Annotated in this window: 15 protein-coding genes; 6 read left to right on the plus strand and 9 right to left on the minus strand. The window is 50.6% G+C overall.

Translation table 11 applies throughout. The annotated features are described in order from the left end of the window. The first annotated feature begins 360 nt into the window (after nucleotides 1–360). Genes FC99_RS05110 through FC99_RS05120 form a run of 3 tightly spaced genes read left to right on the plus strand, consistent with a single transcriptional unit; the run spans nucleotide 361 to nucleotide 2947 of the window. Entirely contained in the window at nucleotides 361–732 is a 372-nt protein-coding gene (locus FC99_RS05110) for a cupredoxin domain-containing protein (protein ID WP_048732852.1), read from the plus strand. A 14-nt stretch (nucleotides 733–746) separates the two neighbouring features. Further along, nucleotides 747–1019 (plus strand): cupredoxin domain-containing protein, encoded by a 273-nt coding sequence (locus tag FC99_RS05115; protein WP_048732854.1) that lies wholly within the window; start codon nucleotides 747–749, stop codon nucleotides 1017–1019. After that, nucleotides 1016–2947, plus strand: a complete 1932-nt coding sequence (locus FC99_RS05120) for a copper-translocating P-type ATPase (protein WP_048732856.1) — start codon at nucleotides 1016–1018, stop codon at nucleotides 2945–2947. The genes FC99_RS05115 and FC99_RS05120 overlap by 4 nt, the downstream gene beginning before the upstream one ends. A gap of 172 nt (nucleotides 2948–3119) precedes the next feature. Here FC99_RS05120 and FC99_RS05125 read toward each other — a convergent pair whose 3' ends face one another. From FC99_RS05125 to FC99_RS05135, 3 genes are all read right to left on the minus strand, one after another. Next, on the minus strand, nucleotides 3120–3596 hold the full coding sequence (locus FC99_RS05125) for a glutathione peroxidase (protein ID WP_048732857.1): 477 nt from the start codon (nucleotides 3594–3596) through the stop codon (nucleotides 3120–3122). Between the two features lie 83 nt (nucleotides 3597–3679). Beyond that, nucleotides 3680–4180, minus strand: a complete 501-nt coding sequence (locus FC99_RS05130) for an isochorismatase family protein (RefSeq protein ID WP_048732859.1) — start codon at nucleotides 4178–4180, stop codon at nucleotides 3680–3682. Between the two features lie 34 nt (nucleotides 4181–4214). Then, nucleotides 4215–4838, minus strand: a complete 624-nt coding sequence (locus FC99_RS05135) for a cation efflux transmembrane domain-containing protein (protein WP_048732861.1) — start codon at nucleotides 4836–4838, stop codon at nucleotides 4215–4217. A gap of 169 nt (nucleotides 4839–5007) precedes the next feature. Here FC99_RS05135 and FC99_RS05140 point away from each other — a divergent pair, with 169 nt between their 5' ends. After that, nucleotides 5008–6813 carry a bifunctional metallophosphatase/5'-nucleotidase gene (locus FC99_RS05140; protein WP_082153180.1) on the plus strand — a complete coding sequence of 602 codons (1806 nt, stop codon included), beginning with the start codon at nucleotides 5008–5010 and terminating at the stop codon, nucleotides 6811–6813. A gap of 69 nt (nucleotides 6814–6882) precedes the next feature. On the opposite strand, the gene FC99_RS05145 is transcribed toward FC99_RS05140, so the two are convergent. From FC99_RS05145 to FC99_RS05170, 6 genes are all read right to left on the minus strand, one after another. Beyond that, nucleotides 6883–7596 (minus strand): M57 family metalloprotease, encoded by a 714-nt coding sequence (locus tag FC99_RS05145; RefSeq protein ID WP_162258577.1) that lies wholly within the window; start codon nucleotides 7594–7596, stop codon nucleotides 6883–6885. Nucleotides 7597–7765: 169 nt separating this feature from the next. After that, nucleotides 7766–9223 (minus strand): NCS2 family permease, encoded by a 1458-nt coding sequence (locus FC99_RS05150; protein ID WP_048732865.1) that lies wholly within the window; start codon nucleotides 9221–9223, stop codon nucleotides 7766–7768. Nucleotides 9224–9511: 288 nt separating this feature from the next. Beyond that, nucleotides 9512–9694, minus strand: a complete 183-nt coding sequence (locus tag FC99_RS05155) for a hypothetical protein (RefSeq protein ID WP_048732867.1) — start codon at nucleotides 9692–9694, stop codon at nucleotides 9512–9514. Nucleotides 9695–9827: 133 nt separating this feature from the next. Further along, nucleotides 9828–11030 (minus strand): multidrug effflux MFS transporter, encoded by a 1203-nt coding sequence (locus FC99_RS05160; RefSeq protein ID WP_056986484.1) that lies wholly within the window; start codon nucleotides 11028–11030, stop codon nucleotides 9828–9830. 338 nt (nucleotides 11031–11368) lie between these two features. Further along, nucleotides 11369–12178 (minus strand): Cof-type HAD-IIB family hydrolase, encoded by an 810-nt coding sequence (locus tag FC99_RS05165; protein ID WP_048732871.1) that lies wholly within the window; start codon nucleotides 12176–12178, stop codon nucleotides 11369–11371. A gap of 68 nt (nucleotides 12179–12246) precedes the next feature. Continuing rightward, nucleotides 12247–12888, minus strand: a complete 642-nt coding sequence (locus FC99_RS05170; RefSeq protein WP_048732872.1) for a helix-turn-helix domain-containing protein — start codon at nucleotides 12886–12888, stop codon at nucleotides 12247–12249. Nucleotides 12889–13213: 325 nt separating this feature from the next. On the opposite strand from FC99_RS05170, the gene FC99_RS05175 reads away from it, so the two are divergent. Together FC99_RS05175 and FC99_RS05180 are read left to right on the plus strand one after the other, a co-directional pair. Next, on the plus strand, nucleotides 13214–13444 hold the full coding sequence (locus FC99_RS05175) for a hypothetical protein (RefSeq protein ID WP_048732874.1): 231 nt from the start codon (nucleotides 13214–13216) through the stop codon (nucleotides 13442–13444). Next, the gene (locus tag FC99_RS05180) at nucleotides 13434–13796 is read left to right on the plus strand and encodes a type II toxin-antitoxin system PemK/MazF family toxin (protein ID WP_053083536.1); all 363 of its coding nucleotides are present in this window, start codon (nucleotides 13434–13436) and stop codon (nucleotides 13794–13796) included. Before FC99_RS05175 ends, FC99_RS05180 begins: the two co-directional genes overlap by 11 nt. The last annotated feature ends 126 nt before the right edge of the window (nucleotides 13797–13922 follow it).

The raw sequence follows: 13922 nt of genomic DNA on the forward strand, positions 1-13922 counted from the left end.
GTGCTAGATCTCCACGTCTTCCAATCGTTGTCATGGTAAAACACAGTCAGAGCCGGAGGAGGACAGGAATGCAGCCAGCCGTGGAGGTGGTGTTAGCTGGTGATTCATCAGCTAACACCACGGGCGACTTTGGAGACACGCGGTCTTCGTGGCTTCAAAGCGAGCGAGAAGACTGGTGATTTTCCAGTCTGAAGTGTCCCCACAGCAGGCGGAATCCCTGTCAGCCGGAGTGCGCCCAATTTATACCTACTTTCGCCCCACAACTAAATTCATCAATCATTTTATGTTGACAAATGTAATCGATGGCGGTAAGCTACGTTTATAGATTACAGATGTAAACAAAGAAAGCAGGGATTTTCCATGATCAAATTAATCGTCCTCATCGTTGCCGCTGCACTGATTGGCTTCATCGCTTGGTGGTTCTTCGGCAAGCACACCACCCAGGCCGTGGATGCCGCCCTGACTGATGACACCCAAGACGTGGCCGTTGAAGTCAGCGGCGGTTACTCTCCCAGCACGGTCGTTTTGAAGCGCGGCGTGCCCGCCCACATCACCTTTAACCGCAAGGACCCATCGAACTGTCTGGAACAGGTCGTCTTTCCCGATTTTGGGATCAACCAATTTCTCCCTAAGGATCAAGACAAGGTCATCGACATCGACACGAGCAAGGCCGGCGAGTTCGATTACGCGTGCGGCATGAACATGTTTCACGGCAAAGTCATTATTAAATAACGGAGGTCTTCATCATGACAATCAAGCAAACTGCAACCATTATCGTCGACGGTGGCTACTCACCTGCGACAGTTGTTTTAACCCAGGGCGTTCCCGCCGAACTAACATTTAACCGCATCAACGACGCTGGCTGTCTGGACCAGGTCCACTCACAAGCGCTTAATTTCAACGAGAACTTACCACTCAACACGCCCCGGACCGTGACCATTGATACCAGCCACACCGGTGAATTCGACTTCAGCTGCGGCATGGACATGTTCCACGGAAAGGTGGTCATCAACTCATGAGTATCAAAAATCGCTTCGTCTTCTCACTGATCGTCTCATTCCCCATGCTCGTGGAAATGCTGGCGAAACCCTTTGGCTTCATGCTTCCCGGCGGCGCTTGGACTATGTTTTTCCTGACGACCGCCGTCATGAGTGTTTCTGCTCGCCCCTTCATTCAAAGTGCCTGGGCCGCCTTTCGTCACCACCACGCCAACATGGACACGCTGGTCGCCATTGGGACGGCCACGGCCTACCTCTACAGTTTTTACGCGATGCTGACCGGTAAGGCCGTTTTCTATGAGAGTGCCGCCTTCGTGGTCACTTTCATTCTGCTCGGCCAGTACTTCGAAGAAAAAATGAAGCACTCGGCCTCGGGCGCCGTTAGTAAGCTGGTCGATCTGCAGGCCAAAGACGCCGAAGTCATGCGTGCCGGTCAACTGGTCAAGGTTCCCTTAGCCGAAGTTGTGGTCGGTGACATCGTGCGCGTGAAGCCCGGTCAAAAGGTGGCCGTCGATGGCGTCATCACCGAAGGCACCTCGACCATTGACGAATCCATGGTCACCGGCGAAAGCATGCCGGTCACGAAAAAAGCCGGCGATCACGTTATCGGTGCGACCATGAATAACACGGGAACCTTTATGTTCCGCGCTAGCAAGGTCGGTAGTGACACCCTGTTGTCGCAGATCGTCGAAATGGTCAAGAAGGCTCAGACCAGCCATGCGCCCATTCAGAAAACGGTCGACAAGGTGGCGGATATTTTCGTCCCTGCCGTTCTGATCATTGCTATTTTAACGTTCACGGTCTGGTACGTCTTCCTGGGTGCCAGCGTGGTCAACGCCATGCTCTTCGCCGTTTCCGTCGTCATCATCGCGTGTCCCTGTGCGCTCGGTATTGCGACCCCTACGGCCTTGATGGTCGGTACTGGGCGGAGCGCGAAGATGGGCATCCTGATTAAAAATGGTGAAGTCCTCGAAGCCGCTAACCGTATCAAGACGGTCGTCTTCGACAAGACGGGAACCATCACCGCCGGCCATCCCCAGGTCACGGACATTGTGGGTGACACTGAGACCGTCCTCGACGTGGCTGCCAGTCTGGAAGCCTCATCGGAACACCCCCTCGCTGCAGCCATCCTGGACAAGGCCAAGACTGCCGGACGACCCGTTATCGCCGCAACTGATTTTAAAGCCATCGAGGGCAAGGGCGTTCAGGCCACGGTCAATGGCCAAGCCGCGCTCATTGGAAATGATAAATTGGCCGCCGATAACACGTTGACACCGGAACTCAGCACGCAGATGGCCCAACTCCAAAGTGAAGCCAAGACGGTCGTTGTGGTTGGCTTGGCTGGTAAGATCATTGGGCTGATTGCGATTCAAGACGCCCCGAAGGCCAGCTCTGCTAGTGCCATCGCCGCCTTGAAGAAGCGCGGTCTGCGGACCGTCATGCTGACGGGTGATAACCAACGGGTCGCTCAGGCGATTGCCACCGAAGTTGGGATCGACGATGTGATTGCGGACGTCTTACCCGGCGACAAGGCCGATAACGTCAAACGGTTACAAGCGGACGGTCCCGTTGCCTTCGTGGGTGACGGTATCAACGACGCCCCGGCCTTAACGACCGCCGACGTGGGTATCGCCATGGGCTCCGGCACTGATATTGCGATTGAATCCGGTGGCATCGTCCTGGTCAAAAATGACCTACAAGATGTCGTGCGCGCCCTGGAACTCAGCAAGAAGACGTTCAGTCGAATCAAGCTAAACCTATTCTGGGCGTTCATTTACAACACGCTGGGCATTCCAGTAGCAGCCGGCGTCTTCTTCGCCCTAGGCCTCTCATTGAGTCCAGAACTTGCTGGATTAGGAATGGCCTTCAGTTCTTTCTCAGTCGTTGCCAGTTCCCTACTGCTAAACACGTCGAAACTGACGTCCACACCAGCACCCGCTGCCGCTTAGGAGGGATTTTCAATGGAAGAAAAATTTTGGAGTAAAAGTACTTGGCTGACCACGTTGGTCGCTGTCGTCTATACGATTGTGGCGATTGGCGCTGGGGCTTTGATTGGGCATTAAGAAGTATGTAAAAGGATCATCGTAGCGACTAGGGCTGCGATGATCCTTTTTAGTATACCTATTTATTTTCCGCCAAGGCCTTAACGATATCCGGTTCAACCTTCTCTGGCGTGGTAATCGGGGCGTAACGGTCGATCAACCGACCATCGCGTCCAATCAGAAACTTCGTGAAGTTCCATTTGATGTGCCCGTGACCCGCGGTTTTCTTGAGGTAGGTGAACAGCGGATCCTCGTCATCCCCGTTGACTGCAATCTTTTTCGTCATGGGAAAGGTGACCCCGTAATGCATTTGGCAGAAGTCGCTGGTTGCCTCATCCGAATCCAGTTCTTGGTGAAATTGATTGGAAGGCAACCCGAGCACCTCGAATCCTTGGTCGTGATACTGCTGGTACAGGGCTTCAATTCCCACCAGTTGCGGTGCCAAGCCACACTTACTGGCCGTATTGACGACCAATAGTACCTTGCCCCGATAGTCTTTAAAATCAATAGTCTTGCCGCTCATTTCAGTTTCCTTAAAATCATAAATCGTTGCCATAACGCCTCATCCTTTCAAAATGAATCAGCTTAAAAAACGATTGTGCACAAATTAATGATACATCAATCGTTTGCGATTAGCTTCTATTTTGCTAGGGGTTGCGTGTAAACTGTGGCAAAGTTCTCCGCCCAGAGACGCTCATGGTGGCGCCGCATCTGCTCGGCCGTTAATTCTAATGAATCAAAAGTCGTTTCCAGCCCCGACTGAAGCGCCATTTGAAAGCCCTGGCTGTGCCCTACGCGAATGGCCGTGTCCACAGCCAGTTCGGTCTGCAAGCCACACACCTCGAGACTTTTGACGTTCAGATGCCGCAGTCGCTCGGTCAACCCGGTCTCAAAGAAAATATCCTCATGATAGTTAAGGACGATCACGTCATTTTGCCAGTGTAACCGTGCATCTAGCCCCCACGATGGACTACTGTACACCAGCTCGTCATCCGTTTTCTGTAGAAAAATCACGGGATGGTGCGCGTGGTGGTACACATCCAAGCGCCGGTTGATCTTCGCAACCAAGTCATCATAGCCGACCGCTTCACTGTACCCATTCTGTACGTTGATCACTAACAACCCATTTTGTACTGGCAAATAAACTCCCCCTCTTAACCTCTAAGTATCCCCATTAATCGGCCCGACCGCGACCGGCTTGAAATGCCTCCCAGCCTTCGCTCGCAATGAAGTAGACCAAGACCAGCGCGGCAACGGAATCGCTCCACCACCAGCCAACCCACGCCGTCAACGCCGCACCGATCAGGACCGTGGCGGCCATGTAAGCGCAGGTGATATTGCACATGCCATCCTCGGTCAGTGCCGCCGAATGGAGTTGCTTGCCCAGTGACCGCTTACGCAGTGCCAACAACGGCATTAAAATTACCGAAGCAACGGCAATCCCCATCCCGGAAAAACTGGTATCTGCGGCCTGATGAAGCACCAAGTTGGCAATGGCGACCCCGGTCACGTACACCGCCAGCAATAACAGAACCGTCCCCACAATCAATGATGACCGGCGTTCCGCGTGTTTAATCTCGGCCGCCGGTGCACCGTTAGCCTCCTTACGTAGCCGCCAGATCAGCGTGCTCCCGGACACGATTTCCAAGCAACTATCCAGGCCAAAGGCAATCAGTAAGATTGATCCCGCCTTTAGTCCAGAATAGAATCCCACCAGAAATTCGAAGACCATCCACCCGGTCGAAAAATATTCCGTTCGTAAACTGTGCCGCACTAAGTTGCCCGTCTCATTTGCCATTGTTCGTCCCCACTTCCCAAGTATCCTTATCTCCTAGTCTACCGCAAGGCACCGACATTGTAGATAACAAAATCGTCAAATACAACAAGGGCGATATTGTTTATCTGCTTTAACTATGCTACTATCATATCTGTAAGCGCTATCACTATATTCCAGGGAGGCCAATAACATGGCTAGTTTGTCAGGTAAAACGTTATACATATTAGGAGCATTAGGGTGTTTGGGCGCAGTCGCCGGTGGCTTGATGAGTCCATCATCGTCACTAAGCCCGCAAACAACGGCATATGCCAAGAAAGGCGCCAAAAAGGCGAAACCAACCAAGAACGTTAAGATTCCGGTCCAGTTTCTAGGGATCAACGACCTCCACGGTGGGTTACAGGCCACCGGGAAACTCTTCATGGACAGCAAGACGATTGAAGGGGCCGGGACCGTGGCTCGTTTAGGCGGCTATCTCGACCGGGCACAGACCTCGTTTAAGAAATCCCACGCCAACGGGGTCACCGTACGCGTTCAATCCGGGGATATGGTCGGGGCCAGTCCCGCCAACTCGGCCTTACTCGATGACGGCCCGACGCTGAGCACGTTGAAGGCCATGAAGGTCAAGGTCGGAGTCATCGGTAATCACGAATTTGACCATGGCTTAAGTCAATATGGCAATCTCGTCAACGGGAAGAAACCTAGCACAACGGGCATCAAGAACCCCCAACAGGTCCAAGCCATTAAGAAGTACCCGTTCGTGAAGACCGGCATGCAGATTGTCATCGCCAACGTCCGCGACAAACAAACCAACAAGATTCCCGCTCACTGGAAACCCTACACGATCAAAAAGATCACGGACCCGAAGACCAAGGCCACGGTCAAGGTCGGCTACATTGGCATTCTGAACACTAATTTGCCCGGCATCGCCAAGAATTATAAGTTGCTTAACGAAGCCAAGACCATTGCCAAATACGACAAACAGTTACGGGCCAAGGGCGTTAAGGCCATTGTCGTTCTCGGCCACACCGGCGCGGTCACGCAAAACGGCAAGACCACTGGGGATGCCGTCAACGACCTCAAGGAGTTAAACAAGATTGATCCGAAGAACAGCGTCGACATTTTCTTCGCCGGTCACAGCCACCAGTACGCCAATGGTCGCGTCAAAGGCGTGCCCGTCGTTCAGGCCGGCATGCAGGGCCGCGGCTACGCCAACATTACGGCCAAGCTCAGCACCAAGACCCACGATTTCGTCAAGAGCAGCGTCAAGGCCAAGGTCGCCCCAGTCTTCTCACTGAAGGACGACCCCACCGCCACGTTTGCTAAGGATAAGACCGTTAAGAAAATCAACGGTATCATCGCTGACGCCAACCGTCGTGTAGCCCCGATCATCAACACCGAAGTCGGGTCTATCGCCGGGGGCAAAACCATCAGTAACGACCTATCCAGCAACAAGGAATCCGCCGCAGCTTACGTGGTGGTCGACGCCCAACGGACGACCGCAAACGAACAGAATCATCAAGTCGATTTCGCTGTGACTAGTAACGATTCCATTCGTAGCGATATGAACGTCAACGCTGCTGGCAAGGTCACGCTGGGAACCTTGTACGACATGCAACCTTACGGCAATAGCCAACCCATCGTCGAAATGACGGGGAAAGACATCGTCGACCTATTGAACGAACAGTACACCAAGTCACAACTCTACTTCCTACAGATTTCTGGACTGACTTACAAGTACAGCCCAGCGACGACCGGCGACCAACTCTTTACGGTCACCGACGTCAAGACAGCCAAAGGTGACGCCATCAACCCGACCCAGAAGTATCACGTCTTAACCAACGACTACCTCTCCACGGGTGGTGACGGCTACGCAGCCTTCACGCACGGCACGATTGTAGATAATGCCGGCCAGGACATCGATCTCCTGACGACTTACCTACAAACGCACAGCCCAATCACGACACCAAAATTAGACCGAAAAGTACCGCTGGCCTAAGCCTTAATTAACCTTAAAATGCCCGGACATCAGCCCCTTTGCACTGATGTCCGGGCATTTTCTATGAAATCACTTTTTGTCATAAATACTCCTCAAACTCTGCACATCGGCCGCGGACAACTGCGTATTACCGTGGTCGATCGGCGTCATCACGGAGTCCTTGTCGGAACTGTGGTCGAGCCCCAAGGCGTGCCCCAATTCGTGGACGGCTACGGAAAGCTTAACCGCCTGCTTATAGGTCACGTTGAGTTTGGCCTTACCGGCATTAGTCGTTTGAATACCCCGCCAACTGATTCGCTGCGTAATTTGCGGACCCCCGTGACCAAATTCAACGGTGCCCTGACTGAGCTCCTCTTTCTTACGGTAGGCACTCAACGTGATTTGATTCTCATTTGAATTGGCCTTGCCAGCGGTCAACTTCACGATTCCAGTTTGATTGTAGATTTGAATGGCCGCATTAAATTTTTGCTTCACCCGCGATGGCGTATCCGCCGCATAATGGTAGTGGTATGTTTTCTGCAACAACACGCCCTGCATGGCCTCCTCGACCGGCGTATTGTCCGCACCAGTCCGTGTTGTCGCATCGGTAGTGTTTCGTAAAATATAGCCACTCGACCGGTAGTCCGCTGACTTAGTCGTAGTCGTTTTTCCGGTCACTAGTCCCGTTGCTAACGTCGTCAACGCCGTGCGGTAGTAACTGAGCGAGCGCCAATTACTGACGACAAAGAGTGCCACTGCTAACGTCATGACCAACATAAATCGCCTGAAAAATTTCAACCTCACTTCGTCCCTTCCCGTTCTCTCCACCGAATTACTTAATTCTGTTTAGATTCTAGGACATCTAGTTGCGCACATCAACTAGTTAGGCTCGTCAGTTTTCAAGTTATTTTCACCAAACCATACAAAAACGCCGCGACCAGTCCGAAAGACCCGTCGCGACGCTTTTTAATGCTTAAACTAAGGCTAACACTGTAAAGTTAATGATAAACAAGACGGAAACAATCCAGATCAGTGGATGCACTTCCTTAGCCTTGCCCAGGACAACTTTTACCAGGCAGTAGAAGATGAACCCGGCGGCAATCCCGTAAGTGATATTGTAGGCAAATGCCATGATAAACGTGGTCATAAATGCTGGAATGGCCTCGTTTAAATCGTGCCACGGAATCTTGCTGAGGGAACTCATCATCATGATACCAACCAGAATCAGTGATGGTGCAATGGCGGCGGTTGGAATGATGGAGAGGAGTGGCGATGCCAATGAACTCAGCAGGAAGAGAATGGCAACGACGACACTGGTCAGTCCAGTTCGACCACCGGCACCGATCCCCGCGGAACTTTCCACGTAGGTCGTCAGGTTAGAGGTCCCGAAGATGGACCCCACACCAGTCGCGATGGAGTCAGCAAACAACGCCTTATCCAACTTGGACTTGAACCCGGGTTGACCTTCCAGTGCGAGTTCCTTCGAGCCAGAGAAAATCCCCGTCTGTCGGCCAGTACCGATAAACGTCCCCAAAGAATCGAAGGTATCGGATAGGCTAAATGACAGGATCGTCATGAGCACCAGGATGACTCGGTTATGTTCGGCAAACAGTGACCCCATCCCCTCATGAGAAAAGGCGGCTAGAAAGGTCGTGCCCAACTGATGGACGGATGAGCCAATCGAATAGCTACTTGCCAAATGAAGGTTGGTCACGCCCATTGGAATCCCAATCACGGTCGTGGCCAAGATTCCGATCAATAGGGCGCCTGGCACCTTGCGTACCTTGAAGATGACCGTAATGACTAACCCAATCAATGCTAAGACAAGTGCCGGTGAGTTAAAGTTCTCCAATGCGGGAACGATTCCCCCACCGGTGACGACGGTGCCAACACCTTGACTGAATGCCTTTTGGGTCGCATCAAAGGCCTTCCCATTGATTGAAAGAATGTTGCCAGCATCACTGGTAAATTGTAGGAAGTTCGCATTTTTCAGACCAACGTAGGCAATAAAGGCCCCAATCCCACCGCTAATGGCGAGTTGTAAGTTCATCGGAATCGCTGAGATCAGCATTTTCCGAATCTTAGTGGCGGTGATAATAATGTTGATAATGCCACAGAAGAAAACTAAAGCTAAGGCTTGTTGCCATTTGAACCCTAACCCCATCACCACGGTATAGGTGAAGAAGGCGTTCAATCCCATTCCGGGCGCCAACGCATAAGGAACGTTGGCGAAGAGTCCCATGACCAACGTTCCCGCAACGGAAGCAATAATGGTTGCTAAGAAGACGGCCTGTTGGGGCATCCCCGTCTGACCTAAGATCTGCGGGTTAACAAATAGGATATACGACATGGCGAAGAACGTCGTGATGCCGGCAACAACTTCGGTGCCGACAGTGGTTCCTGATTCTTTAAGCTTAAAAAACTTATCCACGGTGGATTCCTCCTAAAATACGAACGTTAATAAAATTATAGTTGATAATCATTTGCTATTACATTCAAAACTATACCAGATAGTCGGTGTCAAAGCTACACAAAATAAAAATAAACGAACTTTAACGTATCTAGCCTTATATTTAATTCGCTAGCTATCCGTTCAGCCACTATGGTTAGTCGACCTTGCGCCCATTAATCAAGTTGACTAATTATGGCCATTTATTGTTCAGCACAAAAAAGCAGTTATCGCGTTTAGGCCATAACTGCTCTCACTGAGTTTGTAATTCTAACGACAACTTTGATGTGCATCCTGCCGCAACCGCTGTAGGTCCCGGTCACTCACCACCAGTTGAACCACTCCGGTATCCAAGTCTACCTGAGCCTGAACGGTCACCTGCTTCTCACTCACGGTATCTCGCTTCAACTTCAAGGGTCCACTATACGCCAACGTCTCTAACTTTTTCTGCACGGCTCCGGCTCCTCTCTGAATTTCACGGCCAGTTTAGCATATTTTTTGATTGGATTCGGGCCAGACGTCTTACAAATAATTTTATAAAAGCGGCCCGCCGATTTTCACCGTAGGGCCGCCATTTTAGCTTATTTTAATCGTCAGAACTAACGACACTAATTTCACCGTGTTGGCGTCCTAGTCGCACGTACACGGCAAGCATCACGGCACTGATGACCAGCATGTATACTGGCAACGTGGCAATCGAACCGTTATGCACGAGGCTCATGCCATACGTGACGGCGCTGACCAACAAATAGTAGCCCAGGCTGAACCAACCACTGGCGCTGCCCATGACGGCCTCGTAGCCGACCAGTGCACGATTCAGAGCATTGGGCAACGTGATATTCAAGCCTAAAAAGGTCAGGAAGATCCCGCCAATCATGGCAAGCGCCGACTGGAACACGGCTGCGGCTAATAACCCACCCCCGGCAACGACACTCATGATTAGCCCAGCCACCGCAACGCGTTCGGGTGACCAGAAATTCAGGGCAGCGTTAACAATGACCGCGCCTAACAGACTAGCACTCGCTAAAACTAGGCCCAGCCAACCATAATGCACGGCGGAATAGCCAAAGTGCGTCATGAAGATAAACGGTGCCTCCGCGTAATAGCTAAATAGAATTCCGTTGATGCCGCCAATCAGGATTCCGTAACCCCAAACCACTGGATCAGTCAGCAAGCGACCAACTAGTTTTCGCTGATTGACGTGCGGTGTGGCAATCTGAGCCGGCCGTGTTTCGGGGAGACAACTCAGCGCGTACAGACCCACGGCAACGGCCATCGTCACCAGCGTGGCAAAAACACTGCGATACCCGAAGTAGGTCTGGACAAGCCCACCAATCAGTGGTCCCAAGGCTGGTGCTAACGCCATGGCCGCACTGGTACGCGCAAAAATTTTGGCTCCCGTGATGCCACTGAAACTTTCACGCATGATGGTCTGCGTGACCACGGAACCGGCACTGGCGCCAAAGGCCTGCACCAATCGCCAGCCTAGAAATGGGAGAAAACTCCCACTCAAATACAGACCGCAGTTACCTAATAGGTAAACGGCGATACCGGCCAACATGGCGGGGCGCCGGCCCCCTTTATCGGCGAGTTGGCCCCAAATCAGGACCCCAATAGCAAAGGCAACAAAGTAGGTGCTCATGGTCAGTTGAACCCGGTTAGCGCTCACAGCAAAGACCCGCTGGAGCTGCGGCAGAACCGGGGTGAAGATGGATTCGCTGATTTGTGGGAAACCAACGAGGACAATAATCAATCCCAATGAAGGGACTGCGTGACGGACGTTTTTCATCGTATTTCTCCTTATAATTTACTCTACGGAAAAACGTCCTTGCCCGTTTGCGGGGACACACGCCATTAACTTTTCTAAATCCATGGGGTCATCCCCCCTCTCTGTGTAATATTGTCCTACCATACGGGAGATTGTGAGTCCTGTCAAGCAACGAAAAAGAACGTGCGACAAAAGGCAGTTAGTCAATAAGTATTAACATCGATAACCAAATAATCCTGGCCTCGAAATGTTTGTTTACCGGGATTAAGCGGTGTTGACTGCCCTTTATCACACGTGTCGACCATCTACGTTTGAAACACAAAAAGGGCCCGAGACTTTCGTTCCAGGCTCTCATTGAATTACAAAATAAATTTCTCGATAGCATCCGCCACGCCACGTTCGTAATCGTTAGGTGTGACAAATTTAGCGACCTGCTTGACCTCATCGATCCCGTTCGCCACGGAAATGGGGAGGCCCACCTTGGTCAGCATCCCCAAGTCGTTGGCGTTATCCCCGATGGCAATGATCTCAGTGGCACTCGCGCCCAGTTGCTTACCCAGGTCCAGAATCGCCGTCCCCTTGTCGACACCAAAATGGTTGACCTCCATGTAGATACCGGAGGAGTAAGTACAGTTGATCTGTTGGTTAAACGCTGCCGTCACGGCTTGCAGCATCTCTTGACGCACACCAAAATCCGGATTCATGGCGATGACCTTCATAATCTGGTCATCCTTGAACTGGTCAAACGTACCAATCATTTCGTCATAGTGGACACCTCTCGTTTGCAGGTAATGCTTATCGTCGGCGCGCGGCTGATAAATGTACAAGTGGTCTAGTGTGTAAACGTGAATATCGACATCGTATTGGCGCATGATGTCAAAGACCCGCTGTGCCTCGTCAAATGGCATGGCATTGCTGACAATAACACGGTTATCTTGATTCTCGATTACGGCGCCACCGTTGTACGACACGACGTATTCGTTGGGCTGTTGGTAGAGATGTAACTGCCGTAAAAGGTCTTGGATGCTGGTGAAACTACGGCCCGTGTTGGGGACAAATTTAACCCCTTTGGCCGAAGCCGCAGCAATTGCGTCAATGTTGGCCTGCGAGACCGTCCCGTCTTTTCGCAGCAGCGTTTCATCTAAATCACTCGTAATAATCTTGTACAAGTCGCTTCGCTCCCTAGTTTTCGTTTAGCTCAACTATACCATGAGAAAGCGGCTTGGTATAGGCCAGTTTATACTTGCCGCGCCCGACCATAAATGGCAAAGATGCCGCTGACCGTCAACGTCCCAATCCAAATGGCCCGCCCAACGACGTAACCAAAGGCATAACCGGCACTCGTGGCGCCATTCGCCGCGTTAGACGCCAGCATGCTGGCTTCCGGTTGGCCGGTGATGGTCACCACGATGACCGTATTCAGGACAATTGCCATGATTGTGATCAGTGCCAGGTGCCAACCGTGAATCCGCCACGTGCCAAAGTCTTGGTAAGCCGGCGCCAGAATAATCAGGTTGATCAACAATAAGCCACCGACAACTGCATCCAGCATGTGTCCTGGCAAAAATAACAAGACGTAAGCGAGAAACAGAAGCGCAATATTCGCATATAACGTGACTTCTACGACGCGGTCATTCCGCCGACTAACCTTTTCTTGATGTTGATAATGTTGTGCCATCCCTAAGTCTTCTTTCATTAAGCGATCCAACGAAATCTGATAAACGTCCCCTAATTTTACTAACGTCAGGATATCCGGATATGTCCGCCCATTTTCCCAACTTGAAATGGTCTTCCGTGACACGTGTAATTCGGTCGCGACATCAGCCTGAGTCATCCCCTGCTGATGCCGGACGTTTTTTAAATTATCCGCAAAGTTCATTAGCCCCGCCTCCACAAAATAGCTTACCGAAAATCGCGTTGGGCGGCAAGCTCGGGTTTGTAGCATTCGCGGTACGACGGCGTTTAGCGGGTCTTGTTTGTCAGAGGCTTTGTTGAAAAAATGTACACTGACCATCATGAAATGAACAACAGATTAAACAATGAAGAACTCATTAATAAAAGAAATGGTAAAATTCTGAGTCCATTTCGTTATAGAATACATAGTACGAGAGAATAGCTCCAATTTCGCTTTACCTGAGCAAGCTAAAAGTTTGACATACGCTTCTTTTGTATATATATTTAATGTATATCAAGGAGGGTGTCAAATGGCATCAGTTAAACTCAGAAAAGTTGGCGATTCAACTGTTCTAACTGTTCCTAAAACCATAAAACCACGCTTCAGTAATTATGAAGCATTCTCTGGACGAGATGGCGCAATCGTGTTCTTGCCTAAAGAACCCAATCCTTTTACTGACGAAAACTTTATCAGGACTCACTTAGATTCACTCACTGAAGAATCTACTACAAAGGCTGAGCTAATCAATCATGAATTCTAAAGCAGCTATTAAAGACTATCCAGAGCAGCAGGAAATCATTTGGATTGACTTTCAGTCATCGAGGTCAAACGAACTACGTGATCGGCATCCTGCCGTCGTTCTTAGTACTGTCGGCTTTTCGAAAATCACGAATCAAGTTGCTGTATCACTAATCACACATGCTACTAGTAATCGTCTAAAAGATATGTTCGTTCCCGTAGCTAATAATCCGCAAATCGAGGGCTATGTTAATCCACTTCAATTTCACACTTTTAGTCTTAAAGGACGCGATATTACAACAACGGGAACATTTCTGGATGATTATGCTTTTGCTAAGGTCCTTAGAATTCATAAACAGATTCTCAATATTTAAATTTTAAAAAATCGATCATCCTTTTGTGGAATGATCGACTTTTTATTTGAACATATTCAGTTATTACTTTACGCGTAGTGCTAGTCTTGTAACATTTATGTTTATCCCCAATCATCGCTAACTTTG

Origin of the sequence: Levilactobacillus koreensis JCM 16448 (assembly GCF_001435525.1) — a bacterium.
Taxonomy (GTDB): domain Bacteria; phylum Bacillota; class Bacilli; order Lactobacillales; family Lactobacillaceae; genus Levilactobacillus; species Levilactobacillus koreensis.